The organism is Thermoleptolyngbya sichuanensis A183, from assembly GCF_013177315.1.
GTDB classification, from domain to species: domain Bacteria; phylum Cyanobacteriota; class Cyanobacteriia; order Elainellales; family Elainellaceae; genus Thermoleptolyngbya; species Thermoleptolyngbya sichuanensis.
The window spans coordinates 3,399,587-3,422,616 of the sequence record NZ_CP053661.1; the positions used below are offsets into that span (position 1 = coordinate 3,399,587).

General features: G+C 54.5%; 19 protein-coding genes. 13 read left to right on the forward strand and 6 right to left on the reverse strand.

Annotation, left to right across the window (positions count from 1 at the left end; all coding sequences use genetic code 11):
* Window positions 1–110: 110 nt before the first annotated feature.
* From psbE to HPC62_RS14200, 6 genes are all read left to right on the forward strand, one after another.
* The gene (gene psbE / locus HPC62_RS14175) at window positions 111–356 is read left to right on the forward strand and encodes a cytochrome b559 subunit alpha (RefSeq protein WP_172356704.1); all 246 of its coding nucleotides are present in this window, start codon (window positions 111–113) and stop codon (window positions 354–356) included.
* 16 nt (window positions 357–372) lie between these two features.
* Entirely contained in the window at window positions 373–507 is a 135-nt protein-coding gene (psbF, locus tag HPC62_RS14180; RefSeq protein ID WP_068507271.1) for a cytochrome b559 subunit beta, read from the forward strand.
* Window positions 508–516: 9 nt separating this feature from the next.
* Complete coding sequence (locus HPC62_RS14185; protein ID WP_172356706.1) at window positions 517–636, forward strand: photosystem II reaction center protein L; 120 nt, start codon at window positions 517–519, stop codon at window positions 634–636.
* Between the two features lie 121 nt (window positions 637–757).
* Window positions 758–877: a photosystem II reaction center protein J gene (locus HPC62_RS14190; RefSeq protein WP_068507269.1), complete on the forward strand. Its 120-nt coding sequence runs from the start codon at window positions 758–760 to the stop codon at window positions 875–877.
* A gap of 638 nt (window positions 878–1,515) precedes the next feature.
* The gene (locus tag HPC62_RS14195) at window positions 1,516–4,002 is read left to right on the forward strand and encodes a tetratricopeptide repeat protein (protein ID WP_172356708.1); all 2,487 of its coding nucleotides are present in this window, start codon (window positions 1,516–1,518) and stop codon (window positions 4,000–4,002) included.
* A 640-nt stretch (window positions 4,003–4,642) separates the two neighbouring features.
* Window positions 4,643–5,941, forward strand: a complete 1,299-nt coding sequence (locus HPC62_RS14200; protein ID WP_225910549.1) for an ABC transporter substrate-binding protein — start codon at window positions 4,643–4,645, stop codon at window positions 5,939–5,941.
* A gap of 382 nt (window positions 5,942–6,323) precedes the next feature.
* On the opposite strand, the gene HPC62_RS14205 is transcribed toward HPC62_RS14200, so the two are convergent.
* Entirely contained in the window at window positions 6,324–6,512 is a 189-nt protein-coding gene (locus tag HPC62_RS14205) for a hypothetical protein (RefSeq protein ID WP_068507289.1), read from the reverse strand.
* Between the two features lie 849 nt (window positions 6,513–7,361).
* Between HPC62_RS14205 and thrC the strand changes: the two genes are divergently transcribed.
* Window positions 7,362–8,462: a threonine synthase gene (gene thrC, locus HPC62_RS14210; protein ID WP_225906889.1), complete on the forward strand. Its 1,101-nt coding sequence runs from the start codon at window positions 7,362–7,364 to the stop codon at window positions 8,460–8,462.
* A gap of 109 nt (window positions 8,463–8,571) precedes the next feature.
* On the opposite strand, the gene HPC62_RS14215 is transcribed toward thrC, so the two are convergent.
* Window positions 8,572–8,814, reverse strand: a complete 243-nt coding sequence (locus tag HPC62_RS14215; RefSeq protein ID WP_172356710.1) for a helix-turn-helix domain-containing protein — start codon at window positions 8,812–8,814, stop codon at window positions 8,572–8,574.
* Window positions 8,815–8,911: 97 nt separating this feature from the next.
* On the opposite strand from HPC62_RS14215, the gene HPC62_RS14220 reads away from it, so the two are divergent.
* The 3 genes from HPC62_RS14220 (at window position 8,912) to HPC62_RS14235 (ending at window position 11,214) form a co-directional block, all read left to right on the forward strand.
* Window positions 8,912–9,139, forward strand: coding sequence for a hypothetical protein (locus tag HPC62_RS14220; RefSeq protein WP_172356712.1), 228 nt, complete (start codon window positions 8,912–8,914; stop codon window positions 9,137–9,139).
* Between the two features lie 314 nt (window positions 9,140–9,453).
* Window positions 9,454–10,098, forward strand: coding sequence for a PD-(D/E)XK nuclease family protein (locus HPC62_RS14230; RefSeq protein WP_172356714.1), 645 nt, complete (start codon window positions 9,454–9,456; stop codon window positions 10,096–10,098).
* A gap of 561 nt (window positions 10,099–10,659) precedes the next feature.
* Window positions 10,660–11,214 carry a Crp/Fnr family transcriptional regulator gene (locus tag HPC62_RS14235; protein WP_172356716.1) on the forward strand — a complete coding sequence of 185 codons (555 nt, stop codon included), beginning with the start codon at window positions 10,660–10,662 and terminating at the stop codon, window positions 11,212–11,214.
* Window positions 11,215–11,231: 17 nt separating this feature from the next.
* On the opposite strand, the gene HPC62_RS14240 is transcribed toward HPC62_RS14235, so the two are convergent.
* The 4 genes from HPC62_RS14240 to HPC62_RS14255 form a co-directional block, all read right to left on the reverse strand.
* On the reverse strand, window positions 11,232–11,891 hold the full coding sequence (locus tag HPC62_RS14240; protein WP_205370150.1) for a hypothetical protein: 660 nt from the start codon (window positions 11,889–11,891) through the stop codon (window positions 11,232–11,234).
* Between the two features lie 253 nt (window positions 11,892–12,144).
* A complete protein-coding gene (locus HPC62_RS14245; RefSeq protein ID WP_225906690.1) occupies window positions 12,145–13,809 on the reverse strand; it encodes a PAS domain-containing protein in 1,665 nt (554 codons plus the stop codon).
* A 39-nt stretch (window positions 13,810–13,848) separates the two neighbouring features.
* Window positions 13,849–14,388 (reverse strand): nucleoside 2-deoxyribosyltransferase, encoded by a 540-nt coding sequence (locus tag HPC62_RS14250; protein WP_172356718.1) that lies wholly within the window; start codon window positions 14,386–14,388, stop codon window positions 13,849–13,851.
* Between the two features lie 111 nt (window positions 14,389–14,499).
* Window positions 14,500–15,771 (reverse strand): NupC/NupG family nucleoside CNT transporter, encoded by a 1,272-nt coding sequence (locus HPC62_RS14255; protein WP_172356720.1) that lies wholly within the window; start codon window positions 15,769–15,771, stop codon window positions 14,500–14,502.
* Between the two features lie 592 nt (window positions 15,772–16,363).
* Between HPC62_RS14255 and HPC62_RS14260 the strand changes: the two genes are divergently transcribed.
* The 3 genes from HPC62_RS14260 (at window position 16,364) to HPC62_RS14270 (ending at window position 23,008) form a co-directional block, all read left to right on the forward strand.
* Complete coding sequence (locus tag HPC62_RS14260; RefSeq protein ID WP_172356722.1) at window positions 16,364–18,220, forward strand: iron uptake porin; 1,857 nt, start codon at window positions 16,364–16,366, stop codon at window positions 18,218–18,220.
* A gap of 824 nt (window positions 18,221–19,044) precedes the next feature.
* On the forward strand, window positions 19,045–19,533 hold the full coding sequence (locus HPC62_RS14265) for a response regulator (protein WP_172356724.1): 489 nt from the start codon (window positions 19,045–19,047) through the stop codon (window positions 19,531–19,533).
* 1,216 nt (window positions 19,534–20,749) lie between these two features.
* Entirely contained in the window at window positions 20,750–23,008 is a 2,259-nt protein-coding gene (locus HPC62_RS14270; protein WP_225910550.1) for a hybrid sensor histidine kinase/response regulator, read from the forward strand.
* The last annotated feature ends 22 nt before the right edge of the window (window positions 23,009–23,030 follow it).

Below are 23,030 nucleotides of genomic sequence, written 5' to 3' on the forward strand. Positions count from 1 at the left end.
ATATCGAATCTATCGCGATGAGCAAGAGATGGCTTTACGAGGTTGTGACTCTTCCCCTGCTCTCGTATGATAAAAGTTATGATTTCGTAGTTTCTTTGGGAGGGATCTGAATGGCTGGCAGCACTGGAGAACGTCCATTCTCAGACATTGTTACAAGCATCCGGTATTGGGTAATTCACAGCATTACCATTCCGGCTTTGTTTATTGCTGGATGGCTGTTTGTCAGCACGGGTTTGGCCTACGACGTGTTCGGCACACCGCGTCCGAACGAATACTTCACGCAAGAGCGTCAAGAAGTGCCCATTGTGCAAGATCGGTTCACGGCAAAAGAGCAAATCCAGGAATTTTTGAAGTAGCAAGCGACAGTTTATTATGACGAGCAACAATCCCAATCAGCCTGTTTCTTACCCTATTTTTACCGTTCGCTGGCTGGCGGTTCACACGCTAGCCGTTCCCTCAGTGTTCTTCCTGGGGGCGATCGCCGCAATGCAGTTTATCCAGCGATAGGAGAGCAACATGGAACGCACACCGAATCCCAACAATCAGCCTGTCGAGCTAAACCGCACGTCCCTCTATCTGGGTCTGCTGCTGGTGTTCACGGTTGGTATTCTTTTTTCTAGCTACTTCTTTAACTAGGGCGATCGCTTGTTAGCCGAAATGAGTTTTCATACCTGCTAACAAGCTGTTCTAGTATCCAACTTTCAGATTCGATTTTGCTGTGTTTTTGGTCAGGTTAGGAGAGTTTCGGAGAGGCATTATGTTGTCAAATGGCAGAATTCCGCTGTGGGTTGTCGGGACGATTGCGGGCCTTGGCGTGATTGCAATCGTGGGTCTGTTTTTCTATGGTGCCTACGCAGGCATTGGTTCTTCGATCTAGAAAAATCGACTCTAGAAAAATTGACTGAGAAAAGTTGACGAAAGTTGACGGTTGAAGCACGCCCTGATGCGGCAGGTTTCTGATCAGAATTTCTCTTGAATATTTGTCTTGAATCGTAGGCTCCAGTTGGCGGCATCGCTGCAATACTGGAGCCTTTTTGTGTGAAATCTCTGGCATGAATCCAGTGTGGAACGTGACCCGTGTGGAGCGTGACTGATTGCGATTTTGGATTTTGGATTGCTGGTGAAGTGTCTGTAATATCAATTCTTTTAAGTGGAGCTACGAATGAAATTGCTAGAAGCCTTGCAAGCGCTTGACTGGCAATCCAAAATCGCAAATCCAAAATCGAGAATTGATATAAGTCCTATGTGAAATTTGCTGGGAACGGACGGGCGGTTGAATGCGTCTCGGTCACTCTCTGGAATCGGTGAAATGCTCGTTATTGGGTTGAATTTGGAGTTGAATTGTCAATCCTGTCTCGATCCTGTCCCGATAGGAATTTTCCTGAGGCGAAGAACTGAGTAGTGCGATCGCCCCGTTTCTCACCCGCCTCGTTCTCGTTATCCAGCCTGCAACAAGCCTGCGACAGGCCTGCAACCGTCCAAATTTTACCGCTGTCGTTCTTGCCGTTCCCTCCCGTGAGCCAGAGTTCCCCTCGTCAGAATTTGACCTTTAATCAGCAGAGCTACCTGCGGCTCAAGCTGGCGCTGAGCCTGAATCTGCGCCGACAGGTATTTATCGCCGTATGCGATGATTTGCCCCTGCGCGATCGCCTCGCGTCCCAACTCCAGGCAGATTTCTCCAACCCGTCGCCGATTCACCAAGGCGATCGCGCTTTTTGGGAAGTGGGAGAACGCCGCTATCCCCGGCTGGTGACGCTCGATCTCAACCTGTCTGACCCAAATCCGATTGTGCAGGTGGCGCAATGGCTAGCAGATTCGCCGCCGCCGATGAATGGCAAACGGCGATCGCCCGTACCCGCCTTTCAGTTTTTGGGGATCGAGCAACTCACGCGCCAGTCTCCGACCACTCAGCGCATGTTCATCACCCGTTTACAGGGCATCGAGCGCAGCCTACCCGTGCTGGATTCTAGCCTGCTATTTTGGATGCCACAGCCCTGGTTTCGGCTGTTGCCCCAGTCGGCGCTGGAGTTTTGGCGCTGTCGAACGGGCGTGTTTGAGTTTGTTGGGGAGCCGACCCCGCGCCCACCAAGAACGATGACCCCCATCGTCAGCACAGCCCCCGCAGCCCAACGCCCGCCCAGCCCGTCGCCCAATCCGTCGCCCAATTCACTGTCCAATAGCGCCGCCTCTTCTCCACCTGCGGCTCGCGCTGTGACACAACCCACGCCCCAAAAAGCCCCGCCCGCTGCACAGGCACCTGCCAAGGTAGACGTAGCCCAAAAAGTTGAAAAAGTTGAAAAAGTTGAGACGCCGAGCGCCAAAGCGCCAGAATCCAAACGACCCGCCGAGGCTGGCGCAAGTCCTCCTGTGAATCCCTGGGCGATCGCCCCGTCTGCTCCACCTGCGGCCCCGACTGGAACGGTTCGCCCCGTCTCGCCTGCGAACCCCTCTGCAAAGTCCCCAGCGGCCTCATCAGCCCGCCCTGCGGCGATCGCCAAACCGCCTGCATCCCCAGTGGCCGCCCCGCCGACTGCCTCGTCTGCTGCTGCCAAACCGTCGTCTAGCCTCGTTTCTGGCTCGTTTCGGCTAGATGCCGCGCAGACTCCGACTCCCTCCTCGGTTTCCGTTGGGCGATCGCCTGCGACATCGGCAGCCATCGGAAAACCGCCAACGCCTCCAGCAGACTCGTCAGCCAGCCCGCCGCCCCCCACCCCGCCCCAGCCGCCACTGGCTAACCTAGCCCCGCCGACCGATCCCGACGCGCAGATCACTCGATTGCTGGAGCAAATTGCCCATCTGCATCGACAGTCGGCCTCAGCGGCTCAATTGCAGGACGCTTATCGCACGCTGGGGGATGCCTATCGCGATCGCATTGAGCAGGGCGATACCAGTCTGCCCACCCTAATGGCTGCGCTGCAAGCCTATGAGCAGGTGATGGTGCGCCTGCCGGATAAATCGCCATTGTGGACTGATTTGCTGAATGACGTGGGCAATCTCTGCTGGCTGCTGTCGCGCAACTCGTCTGCCCCTGACCAAGTGTTGCCAAACCTGCGGCAGGCGATCCAGTCCTACCAACTCGCGCTCAAGAAGCTGGACACCCACACCCAGGCCCAGAGCTATCCCATGCTGCACAACAACCTGGGAGCAGCCTACGCCGATTTGGCCCGCTACGAGCAGCCCGTTGAGAATTTACAGAAATCGGCGCAATCCTACCGAGAGGCGCTGCGCTATCGGGATGCCAGCAGCGATCCTGCCCGCTACGCCTCGACGCAGAATAACCTGGGCACGACTTACTGGAATCTGGCACAGCACCACCAGCCCAAAGAGTCCCTGAAGCGGGCGATCGCCGCCTATCAGGAAGCGCTGAAACATCCCAATAGCCAGCCGCCGCTGAGCTACGCCATGATCCAAAACAACCTGGGCACGGCGCTGTGGAGTTTGGCGCAGATCGAGCAGCCAGAGGTCTACCTGCCCAAGGCGATCGCCGCCTATCGTCAATCGCTTCAGCAGCGCACCCTGGATGCGGCTCCAGCCGCCTTTGCCGCCACGCAAAACAACCTGGGCACGGCCCTCTGGCATCTGGCGCTGTGTCTGGGCGATCGCCCCCAAGAGCAGCTTCAAAAGCTCCAGGCAGCCATCCAGGCTTACGAAGCCGCATTGCAGGGCGTAGCAAAGCTTGAAGCGCTATCCAGCCCAGCCATGCTCAGCTTTGACCCCGCCACCACACACAACAACCTCGGCCTTGCCTATTTCCACATTGCCACCCAGGTTCCCCGGCTCTTGGGCACTGCGCCAGAGGTTGCCCCCCTCGAAAAAGCGCTGCACCACCATCTCCAGGCCGCCACCCGATGGCAGCACCAGCCGGAACTGCGGCAAGCGGCGATGCAGAGCGTGTTGCAAACCCTGAAAGCCTTTTACGAACTGTTTGGAACGGCAGGGCAAAATCAGGCGCTCTCGACCGTACCTGCCCACTTGCTACCCGAACTCTTGCCCCGCCTATAGTTCCGCTGTGTTAAGCAGCCTGTAGGACGCAATCTGTAGCATTCGTGTAGCACGCAGCCTGCAAGAACCATACGTCCAGTCCATACTTTTCCATAAGGACACCACTTGCTTTTTCTCCTATCGTTGAAAGCGCCAGGACTTACGCACCTGCGATACGTTTTCTAGGTTTTGGACGGTTTCTCGTGAGCTGCGCCCGCGAGGAGTCGTCCAACTGCGTGAGTCCTAAGCGTTAAGAGGGTGTTTGAAAAGGTATCGCCTGTAATGTTAAGCACTCAGAGATCCCCCCTAGCCCCCCTTAAAAAGGGGGGAAACCGCCTTAAAGTCCCCCTTTTTAAGGGGGATTTAGGGGGATCTTGCACGCTTTGCTACAAACAGTAGGACTTTTCAAACATCCTCTAAGGGATGCCAACCAATTGGGTTAATAAACCCATCGACTGACTTTGCTGCGGCATCACTCAAGCTAAAATCCATAGACGACTTTAGGAGAACCATAGGAGAACATGGTGCAATGATGAAACGCTTCACATCGTTCAAGTCTGCCAAGTCTCGGTCTGCTAATTCTGCAAACCCTACTGAAACGACCACTCCAAAATTTAAGACTCTAACCCACCCAGGCGCATTAGCCAATGGTTCAGGCACATTGGGGCTGCGCTGGCTGGGACGAGGCGGGGCGATCGCCCTCCTGTTGGCCACAGCCGCCTGCCAACCGCCTACGCCGACCAGTAGCACGTCTAGCCCAGCCGCCAGCCCAGCCACAGGCGGATCGGGTGCGCTGAAACTGGGGACGCTGTTGCCTGTCACGGGCGACCTGGCTCAATATGGACAGCCCATGCAAGATAGCGTCGGGTTCTTGGTGGAAACCGTCAATGCCTGTGGAGGCGTGATGGGGCAACCCGTGCAACTGGTGTCCGAGGACGACCAGACTGATCCAGCCGCAGGTGCATCGGGCATGACCAAGCTGGCCGAGGTGGATCGAGTCGGCGCAGTGGTGGGCGCGGCCGCCAGTTCCGTCTCCAGCGCTGCTGTGGATATCGCAGTGCGAAATCAGGTCGTGCAAATCTCCCCCTCCAGCACCAGTCCTGTATTTACCGAGCGGGCGAAGAAGGGAGAATTTAACGGCTTTTGGCTGCGAACTGCGCCCCCCGACACCTTCCAGGGTGACGCGCTAGCCCAACTCGCCAATCAGGAAGGCATCAAAACGATCGCCATCCTCGCCATCAACAATGACTACGGCAACGGACTCGTCCAGTCCTTTGTGCCTGCCTTCAAAGCCTTGGGCGGCACGGTCGTCAACGAATCCAACCCCACCAAATACGCCCCCAACGCCACCAGTTTTGACTCGGAAGTGGGCAGCGCCTTTGGCAGCAAACCCGATGCCGTGCTGATCATTGCCTATCCCGAATCGGGCAGCATCATTCTCAAAGCTGCCCAAGAGCAGGGCTTCCTCGACGGCACGACCAAGGTGCTTTTCACCGACGGCATGAAGACCGACAACCTGGCGGAACTGGTCGGCAAGACGGCCGACGGCAAGTTCATCGTGACGGGCATGATGGGCACGGCCCCCAGCGCAGGTGGCCCAGGGCTAAACGACTTCCGCGATCGCTACCGAGAAAAGTTCAACCGCGATCCACAGGTCTATGACCCCAATAGCTGGGACGCGGCGGCGCTCCTTGTTCTGGCAGCAGAAGCAGCCAAGAGCGGCAGTGGCCCCGCCATAAAAGACAGTATCCGCAGCGTGTCTAACCCCCCAGGTGAACAAACGACCGACATCTGCACAGCGCTGGCCCTTGTTCGCGAGGGCAAGGACGTAGACTTTCAGGGGGCAAGCGGCAGCCTGGACTTTGACGAGCAGGGTGACGTGGTGGGCAGCTACGACGTTTGGACGGTTAATGATGCCGGACAAATCGAGGTCAAGTCCACGATTAACGTCGGCGGATAAAATTGGCGGGTAGCGTCGCCAGATAGCGCCCGACGACCTCGGTTCACCCGGAAAAAGACTTTGCCTGAACCCAATGCAGCGATGAAGGCATGGAGGGTTCAGGCAAAGCCTAAATGGTCGGTATATTGCCAGAGTCGGTATATTGCCAGATATTGCCAGTATTTGGAATTCTGAAGGCTTGGCTGAAGATCCTTAGCCCAAGACATCAGCCCAAGACATCGAGCCAAGAGCGATCCAGGGTGGAACGAGCTCAGCAGCCCTTCTCAAGCAGCCCTTCTCAAAAGAGATGCAAAGAGATATGGCAAAGTCAGACCCGCACACGCTGACAGGGCTGAGGTGCTTTGAAATCCTCGAAAGCCAGTTAAAACCTGGAGGCTAAAACTTAGCTGCCTGCGGAAACCAACTTGCGCTGCTTTTCAATTTGGAGCTGCTGGAGCAGGGCCTCGGCCTCGGCGCGGAGGTGCAACAGCTCAAGCTGATGGGCTTTGTCGTAGGGAAGCTTGTTCAGCTCTGGAGCGGGGGCGGCTGAAACAAGACTGCGATCGCTCTCAACTGCGGGGTTATCTAGCATAGCTCGGTCACCAACGTTACCAACTACAACGTCACCAACTACAACGTCACCAACAATGGGAGAAACAGACGCATCCACAGAAACATTCACTGCTTGACCAGTAGAAACCTGATCCAAAGACAGATGCAAAGTTGCGCTAGTCATTTGTACTCACTCACACCATTAAGTAATCTTAACTTAGTGCTAAAGATCGATCCTAGTCAAATCATTGATGCACCCACCGCAGAATGTGGCAGTTTGGGCACTGGTCAGCGTCCCGACCAAACGGCAGCGCGATCGCACTCAGTTGCGCCTGTTCTGACGGGTTACGCAGCAAGCCCTCTGCGGGTAGACTTGAGATCCATCCCCCATTTCGCTCTGTTCCTCATTTCACTCCAATTGTGCGATCGCCTTGTGCGATTGCCTTGTGCGATCGCACACTCGCTGAACATGCCTTCCTCAGACCGCTTTTTCAAACTGCTTTTTCAAATCGAGCCTGAGTCTGAATCGAGTCCGAGTCTGATGAAGCCTCAGCCACTATAGGCGAAAATGGGAATCTTGAAACGAGTTTTGTAGCACCCTTTTAGAGATAGCCTTTTGAACACAGCGTCTAGATTCAGTAGTCCGAGCTTTTTGGAGCGGGGTTGAGACTGAAATACTAAATCTCAGTCTGAATCTCAATCTGAATCTTCAAAATTGACCTTCCAGCTAAAAGACTCCTGTTTTGCCCAATTAGTTGCCTGAAACCAACGCCACTTTTCGATAAAACTGCTTTTCAGCAAAACCGCTGCTTTTCAGCAAAACCGCTTTTCACCGCTTTTCAAACTTACGCTCAGTGATATTGCCGTGACCCTGACTTCTGATTCTCATCTGGTTCAACCTGTTGATCGACCTGCAAGTTCTGCCAGCAGCGCAGCTGCCTGGGGCGGGCTGATCGAAACCTATCGCCGCTATCTGCCCGTGACGGCGCAAACGCCCGTGGTGACGCTGCTAGAGGGCAATACGCCGCTGATCCCCGTGCCGGCGATCGCCCAAGAGATTGGTCGCGGCGTGCAGGTGTTTGTCAAGTACGACGGGCTGAACCCGACGGGCAGTTTCAAAGACCGGGGCATGACCATGGCCATTTCCAAAGCCAAGGAAGCCGGAGCCGAAGCGGTGATCTGTGCCAGCACGGGCAATACCTCCGCTGCGGCCGCCGCCTACGCTAGACGGGGGGGGCTGCGTCCCTTTGTGCTAATTCCCGATGGCTATGTGGCGGTGGGCAAGCTGGCCCAGGCGCTCCTCTATGGCGCAGAAGTGCTAGCGATTCAGGGCAACTTTGACCGGGCGCTGCAAATTGTGCGCGACATGGCAGAGCATTACCCAATTACGCTGGTGAACTCGGTCAATCCCTACCGCCTAGAGGGGCAAAAGACCGCTGCCTTTGAAATTGTAGACGTGCTGGGCACTGCGCCCGACTGGCTCTGCATTCCCGTCGGCAACGCGGGCAACATCACCGCCTACTGGATGGGCTTTTGCCAATATCACCAGGAAGGCAAGTGCGATCGCCTGCCCCGGATGATGGGCTTTCAGGCGGCGGGCGCATCGCCCCTGGTCAGCGGGGCCCCAGTTCCCCATCCCGAAACGCTGGCCACCGCAATCCGCATTGGCAACCCCGCAAGTTGGGAAAAGGCGATCGCCGTCCGAGATGCCAGCCAGGGCGAGTTCAACGCCGTCACCGACGAAGAAATTTTGGCCGCCTACCGCCTGCTGGCCAGCCGCGAGGGTATTTTCTGCGAACCCGCCAGCGCCTCTTCTGTGGCGGGCCTGCTCAAGGTAAAAGATCGCGTGCCTGCGGAAGCTACTGTCGTCTGCGTCCTCACAGGAAATGGGCTAAAAGACCCCGACACCGCCATCAAGCATTGCGAAAACCAGTTCAAAGGCGGCATTGCGCCGGAGTTGGAGGCCGTCGCGCAGGCAATGGGATTTTAGGAATTTGATCGATTGCGATTTTGGATTTGCGGTGAGGAACTTTAAGCGACTCTTGTTCTCCTGCTCACCACGCAGGAGAACTCGACGGTTTACCCATGCCCTCAGCGGGTTAATCCAATCGCTTGGCCCAATATTCGTCCAGATACAGCCGCAAAAAGTCTCGTGCTGCCGTCGGATTGAGCGTGTCCAACGCCGCCACAATCGCAGGAATTGATTCTGCGGTAGGATCTCGCGTTTCGTTAAACCAATTGTTGACCGTGCCACGACTAATGCCCATCGTTACGGCCAGGCGATTTTGGCTAATGCCATAGGTGGTTAGAACAGTTCTTAGCGCGTTGCCTGCTTTACCCATGCCCTCATCGTGTCAGAGGGTTTTGACGGAGTAAATGTCCCCAACTGGAGACAAATAGGCTATGATTGCGGATGTCACCAATTGGATACATCGCTCTATGGCAGGAGAATTCCCTACTGATGAACCCACGCCCCGTGCCGCCAAAGCCTGTTCCCATTACAACAAGATGATTTTAGTTGGCGCACCGGACTGGGTGAGCGGCACGATCGCCCGCCCGCACAGCGCTGGCATTGCCCATGTCCGGGACTGGAGCCGTTTAGTGCCTACGCAAAATCCGGGCGAAGTGATGAGTCTTTTGCAAAGGCCGCACCGCATGAGTGACTAAAGGCAACTGTGCAGCCAAAGGTTCAGCCAACTGTGCAGCCAACTGTGCAGCCAACTGTGTAGCGAAAGGAAGACTGTGCGATCGCCCCTAATATTTGCCGCCCCGGATATTTGCCGTCCCTAATATTTGCCGTCCCTAATATTTGCCGCCCCGGATATTTGCCGTCCCTAATATTTGCCGCTATTTGCCGCTCCTGCATCGTTGAGGTTCCGGTTTAAGGGCGATCGCGCTCCTGCCCAGCTTCAGGGTTTAAACGGGCTAAGATCGGTTCGACGGGCAATTTGACGAACGGCGTTTACAAGAATTCTGTCGTGATGAAGCGGGCGAGGCGGGGCTATCTGGTCGATGCGGCGGGGCGATCGCTCCCTAGCGTCAGCACGATTCTCAACGCTACCAAGCCGCCAGAGGCACGAGAGGCGCTGGCAAAATGGCGCGATCGCCTGGGGGCAGAGGAGGCAGGACGCATCGCCACCGCTGCCAGCCGTCGGGGCAGTCAGACCCACGCCCACATCCGCCGCTATCTGGCAGGCGAACATCCCACCTGTCCTGATGCAGTGCGCCCCTACTGGGAAAGCCTGGAGCCGATTGTTGCAGAAATCCAGAACGTGCGGCTGCTAGAAGCGCCCGTGTTTCACTATGACCTGGGCTATGCAGGCAAAGTGGACTGCGTAGCCAGCTATCGCGGCGTGCCCTGCGTGCTGGACTGGAAAACGGGCGATCGCCCTAAGGGCAGTATCGAGCGGCTGTATGACGGCCCACTGCAACTGGCGGCCTACTGCGGCGCGGTGAACCATTACTGCGAAGCCGAGAAGATTCACATCCGCGAAGCCATGCTGGTAGTGGCCATTCCCCATCAGCCCGCCGAGGTGTTCTGGTTTGAACCGGGGGCGATCGCCCAATACTGGGGCCAGTGGCAGCGGCGCGTAGGGGAATACTATCGGCGCATGGGGTCGAAATAGCCGAAAAATAGCGGCGATCGTCCTTCCGCAAAGAGCATGAATTGATGATGTACTGACCAACACTTTATTTCAGTGCTGAAAGTTTGGTTAGATTATCAAGGTGCGTCTGCAAACCGAGAATTTACGGAGAAACCTTGAAAGAGAATTACCTGAGTCCATTCTCTGGGCAGAGGGAGATAGTTCAACCTCCAGTTATTGAGAATACTCTCAATTGGCTCCAGTAGCAGATCCGTGAAATTGCGGATACACTCAGGAAAGGGCGATCGCCCCAAAAAGTCCGATCCTAGACCTTTGTCAGGCTATTTCGTTCGATAGTCCGTGTTCTTTAAAGTCCCTTCTTTTTTTCGCCAGTTTGCAGACTTTTTCTAGCGCATACTGGTCAAAGTATTGCGAAGAGGTCGATCCATACAGAAGGGGGTGGGGGGCATTTGCCGATTAAGAGTTGAAGCGTAGTATTGTTTAGACTGATAGTAACGCTTTTCAAAAATTAAATTCATAAGTGTATAGCTGTGGTGAGCGATGATGCAGAATTTAAACGTTTCCACTCACGAAGCTCCCTTGATGGGGGAACCCGCACTCCAGCTTGTTTCATCGGTTCGCTCGTTCCAGCGCAAAGATTTGCTCCCGCTCGAGCCGGATAGCGTTTGGTCGATCGAGCAAGGAATTGTGCGAACGCTAACCTGGGATGAGGAAGGGCGCACGATTGGGCTGGGCTTTTGGGGACAGGGCGATGTGTTGGGTTTGCCGCTGTCGCCGATTTCGCCCTACCAGGCCGAATGTGTTACCCCGGTCAAAGTCGTGAAACTGTCGCTTGAAAGTCGGCATCTCCAGGAGGGGCTGATCCGCCGCGCCCGCAAGAGTGAAGAGTTGCTGACGATTGTGCATCAGCCCTCCGTGGTAATGCGACTGTTGCAGCTTTTGGAATGGCTGACGACCCATTTTGGGCAGCCTGTGCCGGGTGGGCGATCGCTCGACGTACTGCTGACCCATCAAGAACTCGCAGAAACCATCAGCACCACCCGCGTCACCGTAACTCGCCTGCTGAGCCAGCTAGAGCAAGAAGGCAAAATCGAGCGATCGCAGCGCAACTTGACGCTATTAGCGCCCAACTCCTGAGGAACCGAATCCCAGGGCTATTGCAGAGAAAACGGAGATTGCACCGTCAGGCTCAGATCTGTGCGGGGTTCCACCACCAGCACCTCGACCCGGCGATTCCGGCGAATCAGCAGTTCAGCCGCTGCACCAATGCCTGCACCTGCCAGCACCTCTACAACCTGCACGCTGCCAAACACTTCCGCCAGCACCGCCGCCGCCGCTGCACCAATGGCTGCACCCCGCAACACGTCAGGGCGATTGCGGCGAGTAATGGTTTCTCGCTTTGTAATTCGGTTGGAAGTCGCGTCTAGCGGAATTTCGCGGGTGCTTCCGGCCGGAATGACTGAGCGAGCAAAGAACTGAGTCCCTCCGTCCACCGGGCGCAGTTCGCCCTTAATTTCGCTGCCCGCCCGCAGCATCACCGTGCCGCTGGGGGTTCGCACGTCGCTGGTCAGCGTCAGGGTCAGGGGCGCAGTTTCGGTCGGTAGCACCACCACTCTCTCTGCACCGCTGTAGGCCACAGGCAGCACCGTGCCCGCAGGTAGCCCCACCCGCGCCGGATTAGAAAAGACCTGAGCAAGCTGAATCGACTGAGCCACCGCACGCTGCGAAGTCCACACAGGCAGCAGCGAAGTTGCGGTCATGCCAACTGCCAGCAGCAGCGCAGCTTGTGAGCGGTATTGATATTGCTTAAGCATCCCGCGATTCCTCGAAACGAGTCCGTCAGATGCAGTTGACTCGTCTTGGCACAGGGAGGTTCCCCCAATGGAAACAGGGAGGTTCCCCCAATGGAAAAAGTCTCAAGGTCCAGCAAATCAGGGGGATGCTGGGGTGGCTTGGAGTTTGGGGCGATCGCCACATCTCGCTATATCGTCCCGCTATATCGTCCCGCTACATCAATTTCCCAGCCAGATTAATCGTGATATTAATCTGGTATTGGTCATCCAAATATTAGTCATCCAGATAGCGCAAAGACTCAGCCTCTTCCAAAATCTTTTGAAAATAATCGGTTTGGACGATCTCTGCGACTTCCTGGGCCCGTCTGGACTGGTCGATTTGAATTTCGAGCTGCTCTAGCTGGCGTTTCAGATCCTCTTCCTTGCGCTTGCGCTCAGTCACGTCTTGCACGATCCCTTCATAATAGAGCAGGGTGCCGCCGCTGTCACAAACGGCACGAGCATCCATCGCCGTCCAGATGATGCTGCCGTCTTTGCAATAGCTACGAAATTCAAAGCCTTTTAAAAAGCCCTGGGTTGCCAGCACCGCCTTCACTTGAAGACGGAGGGACGGCTCAACATACATCTGTTCGCCAATGTCAGTAATGCTAGCGATCATGTCAGCGGGCGAATCGTAGCCGTAAATTCTCGCCATCGCTGGGTTGATGGTGATCAGCCGTCCCTCTGGCGTAGACTGAAAAATACCTTCTAGCGCGTTTTCAAAGATGCTGCGGTAATTTTCCTCGGCAATTCGCAGGGCTTCTTCCTGGCGTTTGCGTTCCGTAATGTTGCGAATGATCAGCAGCACTTCGTCTGGGCCCGTCACCACCACGCGAACCTCTTCAAGCTCAAGCTGCCCATTGATTTCGATCTGCTGTTCATAAAACTGGTACTTGCCTGTTTGTAGGGCTTGTCGAATGTAGCGCATCCGCATCTCTGCCAGATCAGGCGGCATGAGTTCATACACGGTGCTTTTGCCTGGAACCATTTTGTCTTTGTTGAGCACTGGGTAGCGATCGCCATTAGCCAGTTCCAGATGGGTGCCGTCCCCCCGCATTCGGATCAGCAAATCGGGAATCGCCTCAATCAGCGCTCGGTTTTTTGCTTCGCTTTGGCGGAGGGCGGATTCGGAGCGTTTGCGCTCGGTGATGTTGCGAATAATGACCAGCACTTCGTCTGGCCCAGTTGCTACTAGGCGCACCTCTTCGGACTGGATCTGCCCGTTAACTTCGATATCCTGCTCATAGAATTGAATCTGTCCCGTCTGGAGTGCCCGCTGAATGTAGTGCATCCGCTGCTTGGCTAGCTCGTAGGGCATGAGATCGTACACGCTGGCATTTCCCTGAACCAGCTTGTCTAACTCCAAAACTGAGTAGCCGTCGCTGTTAGCAATATCTAGATGAGTGCCATCGCCTCGAAAATGCATCAGCAGATCGGGGATTGCTTGGAGGATTGCCTGCTTGTCGGCTTCGCTGCGACGGAGAGAGTCTTCCGCGAGCTGTCGCTCAGTGATGTCTTGGGCAATGTAGACCATGCTGCCATCGGTCATCTGCGATAGGGCAAGGGCCTGGGGGTAGGTTGTGCCGTCTTGCCGCTGGGCGATCGCCTCTCCCGTCCAACTGCCTGCCTGAAGGCACTGCGGCAAAATCTCTCGCTCAAACCGCTGTTGTTCCTCTGGCGCGTAGAGGCGCTGCCAGGATTGGCCGATCAAGTCTTCGCGATTGTCGTATTGCCAGAGATTGGCGCAGGCGGGGTTGGCATAGATGATGCATCCGTCATCATTGAAAATAGCCATGCCGTAGACCGCGACTTCTAGGGCAGCAAGCTGCTGTTCAGGCGTTAGCCCGACCTGGTTGGGCGCAGGATCATCTTGCTGGCGATCGCCATTTTCAAGAGCCATAAGTGCCGCAAAGAATCAGTGCAACCCGGCACTTCAGGGCTAGCTCAAGAGCTTTGCCGCAGCAAGCTGAATCACGGCTTCAAACACGCTCAGATCCGTGTAATAGCTCGCTGTGTCAATCTGCTTGCCCTGAAAGTCGCCACTGCTAGTGTAGATCGCCCCCTCCAACATCAGGTTGTCATGCATTCCAAACTGTTCTACAAACAGGTTGTTTTCGTCGTGCTCGGGCGTGGGCTGAGGGACGCGATCGCCATACAGCCGACCATCATTGCTATAGCCAAACACAGGCTTGCCCTGCGCCGCCATATAGCCCATTTCAAACGCCGTGCCCACGTCCATGCTGGGGCCCCGAAACGGGGTCATGTTGGCCACGATCAGGTCACAGCGATCCATCAGTTGAATGTTGCTTTTGTAGATTGCCAGCCCCGCTTCAACAGGGGTCAACCCCGATAGATCCAGCGCATTGTCAAACGGAAACTGACCAACAAAGCCATATTTTGCACAAATTTCCTTTTTGGCCCGCGCCGCTTCCAGTGGTTCTGGTAAAAAGACATCGGGCCCGGCGAGGTAGATGTTCATGAAAGAGGATTGGGGGGTTGGAGTGCTTCGGAGCAGGTCATGCGGGGACTTGGGAGGATAGAGATTCAGCCATTCCCATCCCCCATCCCCCCGTTACGCCAAGACTCCAGATCAGGTCAACAGGCCGGCGATCGCCGCGCTGACAAAGTTCGTAAACGAGCCTGCGATCATAGCGCGAACGCCCAGGCGGGCTACGTCGTCGCGACGACTGGGCACCATGCCACCAATCACGCCGATTTGCTGACCGATAGACCCCAAGTTGGCAAAGCCGCAGAGGGCAAAGGTAGCGATCGTTGCTGCACGGGCCCCGATGGCGCTGTTGCTAATAGCTTCTGCCAGATCGGTGTAAGCAATGAATTCATTCAGGATAATTTTCTTGCCCAAAAATACGGCAACGTTGGCACAGTCGGCAATCGGTACACCCATGATGAACGCCAGCGGAAACAGCAGATAAGACAGCAAAAATTCCATCGAAAGCTGGGGCACACCAATCAGCCCGCCAAGCCAGCCCAAAAAGGCATTTATGGCAGCAATCAGCGCTAGAAACGCAATCAAAATCGCCATAATGGCTAATACCAACTGGATGCCCTGAATCGCACCATCGGCGATCGCCCCAATCGGATCTTTTGCTGTAGAAGCAGCTTCGGGCGGAATCAGCACCTCTTCTTCGCCTGCTTCTTTGCGCGCGATTTCGTCTTCCTTTAGCTCCTCATCTAAAACAGAATCATAGGAAAATTTTCCAGTCTGTGGAAAAAACACCTTTGACATCGCCAAAGCACCCGGCGCATTCATCACCGAAGCAGCAATCAACTGCTCTGGGTTAATACCAAACGAAATATAAGCAGCCAACACACCGCCCGCCACCGTCGCAAAGCCGCCCGTCATAATAGCGTGCAGCTCCGACAGCGTGACGCGCCCCACAAAGGGCTTAATCATCAGCGGCGCTTCCGTCTGCCCGATGAAAATATTGGCAGCGCAAGACGTTGTTTCAGGGCCAGAAGTTCGCATGGTGCGACGCATCAGTCCGGCGATCGCCCCCACAATTTTCTGCATCACGCCCAGGTAATACAAAAGCCCGATCACCCCAGAAAAAAAGATCACCGTGGGCATCACCTTAAAGGCAAAGAAATGCTCCCGAAAATCGGCTCCAAAAACGAACTCTGCACCCGCATCCGCAAAGTTTAGAAATCCCGTAACCAGGTCGCCAATAAACTTGAAAATTTGATAGCCAATTGGCAGCTTCAGCACAAACAAACCCATCAAAAACTGAAGCAAAAAGCCGATAGTCACCGTCCGCCAGTTAATAGCCCGACGATTGACAGAAAACAGATACGCTAAACCAAAAAATATAAGAATCCCAATCAGTGAAATCGCACGTTCCATGGACACTCCCTATCAAGCTTTTCTGAGAGAACCGATGGCGGCACCTCTCGCAAATACACAAAAAACGAGCTTTACTAAACGGAAAATCAGGTGTCAAGTACCTGCCGCACAGCATCTCTACGGCATACGCACGACGCTTCGTGCTGCATATAACCTGGCCCTGTCTGCATGAGGAGTACGCCCAAAAGTATCAGGTTGACTTGCCCCGGAGTGTATAAACCAAAGCTTTTCTATAGAAAGTCGCGTCTCGAAGGAAAGTCGTTCACATAGCAGCGTGAATCTACAGGGGCACCACTACATCGAGATCACAGTGGAGATAGACGTGCAGAATGTCATCGTTATCTGAACTGCCCGTGTCTGTGTATTGAGCGCTACGACGGACACCGGTAGAACCCTGAATAATCCTGCAATATCCCAAATATTCTAGGAAATTAAAAATCCGTCTGTCCTGTGCGATCGCGGCTCCGGGTTTGGGCATTGCTGTTGGAGTTATGCTCGGCGACGGCAAGCCGCAAGGCATTCGGATTTTGCAATTTGGGCGTTTCTTTAGGCGTTTCTGCGTCTGGTTGTTCCGTTTGGTTGTGAGGAGAACATGAGGTCAACGTTTGAAAAGTTTGAAAAGTTTGAAAAGTTTGAAGAGTTTGAGCTGAATCATTTTTCCACAGGGGTTAAACAAGCCGAAGGACATCGGTCGCAGATCCAGCCGTCGCCTGCTAAGTCCTTCTGGCAAACGCTGATGCTGGGTATGGCGCTGATGACTGGGGGCATGGCGTGGGCCGGGTTGGGGACGTTGGCGCTAGCCTTGCAGAGCGATATCGCCAACGCCTCCGAACTTCCAGTCTCCGAACTTCCAGTCTCCGAAATTCCAGTCTCCGAAATTCCAGCAAGCGAACTCGCTGGAAGCAATCTGTCCGAATACAGCCTGGATACTCCGGCAAGTGCTGTCAGCCTGACCACACTCGACCAGCTTTCGGAATATGGCGGCGAAAACCGAGGCGACGGCAACATGGCCCAGGTCACGTCTGTCACCGAGTTTTCTGACGTTAGCCCCGGCGACTGGGCCTACGAAGCCCTCGCCTATCTCGCAAATTCCGAGAGCCAGGGTGGTTTGGACTGTCTGGAGGGCTACCCCAACGGCACCTACCTGGGCGGACGAGCCATGACCCGCTACGAATTCGCCGCAGGTCTAGCGTCCTGTCTAGATGCAGTCGTGGGACGGCTGGAAAGCCTCGACCCCGAAGCTCTGGCCCGCATCGAAGCGCTCCAGCGAGAGTTTGCGTCTGAACTCGCCGCCCTGCGCGGCCGGGTCGATGCCCTCGAGGCCGCCGTCGAAGAACTGCAAGCGAACCAGTTCTCCACTACCACCACCCTCTTTGGTGAAACCATCTTTTCCATTGCCGACATTTTTGGCAGCAACGTAGACGATGCCAATAGCACCGTCTTCCAGGCCCGCGTCCGCCTCAACTTCAATACCAGCTTTACGGGTCAAGACCTGCTGAATACCCGTCTTCAGTTCTCCAACCTGGAGTTTTTTAACCTGGGAGACAACGGACTGCCCGACAGTTTTACGGCTGGCAATGTTGTGCCGATGGCGACGTTTCCCAACCCCTACTTGCGGCAAACTTCGCCCTACTATTTCTTTGGCACTAACAACTTCGACGTAACCCGCCTGTTCTATGCTTTTCCGGTGGGGAACCTGCGCGTCACGCTGGCGGCTACGGGCACAGGCATTACCGATATCGTCTCCAGCATTAGCCCCATCGATGCAGGCGGCTACGGCTCCATCAGTTTTCTGGCCTATAACCCGATCTACGATGCGGGTGCGCCCAGTTCTGGTATTGGTTTAACCTACGACTTTAGCGACACCTTCCAGATTGGTGTAGGTTATCTGACGGGCTTTGGCCAGGGCAATCCGTCTCCTGGCTTTGGGCTGTTCAACGGGGGCTATTCTCTGTTTGGGCAACTCACCTTCCGGCCGGGGCCCCTGTCGATTGGTCTGATCTATCTCAACGGGTATAACAACCTGGAGTCGAGCGGTTTGCCCGCCGCCGTGACCAACCAGTACGGCATTACCATCAACTACGCGCTGTCGGATACCTTCAACATCGGAGCCTGGTTTAACTATGAAGACGGCATCCTGATTGGAACGGCGGATTATCGCTCGGTGGCCTATGCGGGCTATCTGGCGATTAACGACTTGGGCGGGCCCAATAACCAGCTTGTTTTGGCAGCAGGGGTGCCGCCTCGCATTTCTGACTACGAAATCGGCAGCACTCGCATCGGCGCGTTTATTGACGATGCTGCGTTTTCAGCAGAGCTTTCGTACCGCATTAGCTTTAGCGACAATATCTCGCTGACTCCAGGCATCATCTGGACGGCTGACCCCGGCAACAACAACGACAATAGCGACACCTTCCTGGGTGTGCTTCGCACGACGTTCTATTTCTAGTCCGTTTGCAAGTTGACTGCTCTAATTGTCACCCTGCAAATCGTCTGGCTCAGAGTTGAGGTGCTGACTGCCTGACACATCTCTGGAAACCCCTGATTTCTCGTAGGGGACGCTGGCCCAAAAGCTCCTCTGACCAAGCCCTCCGGCTCCAACTCAGGAGCTATGGGCTTCGATCCCAAGACAACGAATTTTCTGGGCTTTCGGGACTTGTGTCAGGCAACCAGGTTGAGGTGATAGTTTCATTCATTCTGCATCAGTGCAGACATAGGCAACTCGTTCAACAATTCGTTCAGAGCGTTTGCAGCATCGGCTGCTAACAAAAATCTGTGCGTATCACAAAGGGCCTTTTTGAGGATCTTGTTCAGCAAGATTCACGAAAAGGTTCTTTTTTTAGGCCTATTTCTGTCTACTTTTGAACAGTGAATAACAGATGAGTTAGCAGGTGAGTTTTTGGGCGATCGCTCTTTTCCAAGTATTCGTTTGGTGTGCCACCCCCCCTCGATCAATCGCCCTAGATCGACAAAGCCTGCTTCGGAAAAATCGCAGCAAAGCCATGTGCTTTCTAAAACTTCAACTTTTATTAAAGGAGCGATTAAAGGTTCCCATAAAGTCTTTGCCTTGCAATGAATACTGAACTAGATTGAATTAAACAGTGTAAATAATAATACCTTATTTTAAGTGTTTACACTTAGAAAAAGTCAAGACCTTCACGCTGCATCCAACGCACAGGTGACTGACTCAATCTGCTCTAGTCGGTGTTCTCGCTTTATCTGCGATCGCGGGTGCGTCTCTTCTCTGTTGATCAATTTCGTTGCACTGCGCGTATGAATCCTCCTGAAATCGAATCGTCACGTTTACTTTTAGTCGAAGATGATCCCAATGATGTTGAACTGATCCGCCTTGCTCTGGAGACTGGCGGGCTAGCAGCCCCAATGGATGTAGTCAACGATGGAGAAGCAGCCTTGAACTATTTACTCGGCGAGGCTCTAGACAATTCATTGGATGACGCTTCCCAATCCGCGGCGGCGCGTCCGCTGCCCCGCTTTGTGCTGCTGGATTTGAAACTCCCCCGCATCAACGGAATTCAGCTTTTGCAAAGGCTGCGATCGCACCCCCGCACTCGTCGTCTCGTCATCGTGGTCATGTCCTCCTCCCAAGAAGACCCAGATCTCAACGCCTGCTATGACCTGGGTATCAATAGTTACATTGTGAAACCCCAGGACTTCCAGCAATTTTCAGACGCGGTTCAGCAAATCAGTCACTACTGGATGCAGTTGAATTGTCCGCCACTACCCACTCCTCTGCCCTCTTAACTTCTCAGTAGTAGGGGGGCACCCCCCCACCCAGAAGTGTTGAATCTTGATGGTAAAACTTTACAAAAAGCACTCTCAAGAGGCGGATTATTGAGAATGGAAGCAATAAGTAGGTCATTACAGGCAGAATTATAGATCTTTTGTACTGGATTCAGCTATGAACTTGCCCTGCTAACATTGCGTTCAACACTTCTGCCCCCCACCATCTCGCCCCATCCCGCTAATAGTTGTCTAGGGAGATGCATTAAATCTAGAATCCCGATATACTGAGTTATCCACTTTACCAGCACAGCCAGATGAAACCATCGAAGCAGCAAGTTCTGCTTGAATCTGATTTCTGTTTTGAAATGGGTTCAAGCAATGAGCGAGTTGCTGTGGAATTTCAGCCGTGCTGCTCATACCGCTATTTCGGATCGCAATCGAAATGGAGTCGGTCTTTTTTTGCAGGAGTTCCCGTTTCAACGGTAGCTCTTCTTATTACTGGAAAGTGAGCTATCAGGGTGTCAGTTTCAGGTTGAGATGAGAACATCGCAGAGCATTAGGGCACAACTTTCGGAGCGGGATGGCTCCCGTTAAAGAGTCTACCCTTGGCGTGTTCTGCTGCTTCGGCTTTAGCAGATACAATGCTTTAGCAAACAAGTGCCGACCAAGTTAGGCTAGTTATCAACTGCTTGATGCGGTATTAGGTGTGGCCGAAACGGGCGATTCGTAGCAAACGCAATGCGCCTTGTTGAGGTAGCCTACGGTTCAAGCCGTTGAGATTAAAGGCTTGGCAGCGATTCAGGGACTATCTGTTAGGGCTTCTTACTGGATGACATATCTAGTAGTCTGAACAGACAGATTTGGAATTCAAATCAGTTTTGAAGTCACTTCAATGCTTTTTTAATCAGGGCATTTTTCTCCTGGAAATGTGTCTCTCGAAGTGATTGTCTAAGGTTAAGCCTGAGATTTTTTATTTCAAAAGCCTGCTCAATTTGCGTAAAAGGACGCGATTGAGTGACTCAATTCCATTCAATTCCAAAGCTTTTCAACCTCTTGATTCAACCTCTTAATTAAGTCGGAGCTGCTTGTGTTCAGCAAGGGCGATCGCCCAGATTTCATCTATTTAGATTTAGCTGAACCGGATTTATCAGCAGCATCCTTGGTTTTGTTCCGTTTATAAGCTAGGCGGGCACGCCATTTTGGAAGTTGAACCCTATCGAAGAGAGCATCTACAGTGCCGTCATCCCCCGAACTGCCGCTCAAACTGCTGCTGGTCGAAGATTCTGCAATGGATGCTGAACTGGTTGCGCTGACTCTAGAAGAGAACGGCGTGTCGTTTACCTGTGACATTGTGGACTCATTATCGACCTATCAACAGTGCGTCAAAGAGCATGACTATGACGCTGTATTAGCCGACTATCGCCTGCCTGGATTTACGGCCTACGAGGCCCTGGCGGCGTTGCAGTCTGCCGGACGGGATGTGCCGCTGATCTTGGTGACTGGGAGCCTGGGCGAAGAGGCTGCGGTGGACTGCATTAAGGCGGGCATGACGGACTATGTGATGAAGGATCGGCTCTTTCGGCTGCCGATGGTGCTGAGGCGATCGCTCCAGGAATATGCCCTGCGCCGTCAAAAGCTGGCTGCTGACCAGCGCCTCCGGCAGCAGACGCGCCAGGTCGCCATCATGAACCAGGTGTTACGCAAGATGCGCGAAACGCTGGTATTGGACGACTTGATGCAGTCCACAATGGATGTGCTGCATCAGGTGCTAGGTGTAGATGTCTGTGCATTGTTAATGCAAGGGAACACGGCTCAGCGGTCAGCGTGGAGCGAAACGATGATGGTTCGTTGCGTAAGCAATGCAACACCAGAGCGCGATCGCCTGTTGGGTCGAAAATTTGAGTGCGGGTTTCAGCGCTACTATGGCGATCGCCTGTTGCAGGGTCAGTCGATCGTCTTATCCACCATTCCGATTGATTCTCCAGTCGATATTCTGTCTATTTCGCAATCCCAGAATATTCAGTCCACGCTGATTGTGCCGATGCTGTGTCAGAAGACCTATTTAGGGGCGATCACGCTGCATCAGTGCCAGCATCAGCGGGATTGGAGTCGCGAAGAGGTGGATTTGGTAGAGGCGATCGCCGGCCAGTTTGCCCTGGCCATCCACCAGGCCCAGTTGTTTGAACAGGTGCAGCAGCAGGCCCAGCGAGAGCAGTTTCTCAACCAGCTTGGGCAAACCCTCAATTCCAGCCTAGATCTGGATTTTATCTTGCAAGAACTGGTGCGGCTGGCGGGGGAATACTTCGGGGTAGACCGCGTGGTGCTGCTGCGGCATGAGGCGGAGTGGATTGTGCCCCAGACAGAGTGGCGAGCCTCGGACGCGGTGATACCCAGCCTGGATTTGCCGCTGCCCATGCACGAATGGCAGGACTTTTTCCGACCCGAGGGAGACTACCTGACGCAGAAAGTCTGGCACGCCCCCACGTTTCTCGAAGACCCGTGGGTGCAAAAAATCCCCAGCGCCCGCCTGCGGGGCCAACGCAAGCACATCCAGTCCATGCTTAGCACGCCAATTCTCGTGCGCGGGCAGCACTATGGCGAACTGTCGCTCGATTGCACCCAGACCCGCCGCACCTTCACGACCGACGAGATCCAGCTTGTGCAGCGACTAGCAGACGCAACGGCGATCGCCCTGTTCAATGCCCAAAGCTATGAACGATTGGAAAAACTGGTGCAGGAGCGCACCCAAGAGCTAGAACAAGAAAAGCGAATTTCAGAAGCCGCCAACCGCGCCAAGAGTGAATTTCTGACTCATATGAGCCACGAACTGCGAACCCCGCTCACGGGCATTTTGGGCTTTGCCGACGTATTGAGCCGCCAACTCCACGGCCCCCTCAGCAGCCTCCAGCGGCAATACGTGGAGGGGATTCGCTCCTGTGGCGACCATCTGCTGGAGCTAATCAACGACCTGCTCGATTTATCTAAAATCGAAGCCGGACGCGAGGAACTGTTTTTTGAACCCGTTCTGGTTCAGGAAGTCTGCGATGCCTGCATGAGCATGGTGCAAGAAACCGCCCAAAAGCGGGGACTACGGTTGATTCTTGACATCGCCCAAGATGTTACCGTTTGCACAGCCGACAAGCGCCGCCTCAAGCAAATCCTGTCGAACCTGCTAGCCAACGCGGTTAAATTTACCGATGAAGGGTCGGTGACGCTGAAGGTATGGCAGCAGGCAAAAGCACTGCACTTTGCCGTAATCGACACGGGCATTGGCATTGCCCCGTCCGACCAGAGCCGTCTTTTTCAAGCCTTTCAGCAGCTCAACGGAGGCCTCAACCGCAAATACGAAGGCACTGGGTTGGGACTGGTGCTGTCGAGCAAGCTGGCCCGGCTGCACGGCGGCCAGATTACGGTGTCGTCGGAGCTCGGAAAAGGCAGTTGCTTCACAGTTATTCTTCCAGAGAAAATTCCGCCCCTATCCCCGCCCCCTTAGCCATGATGGGTGCCTCTGAATC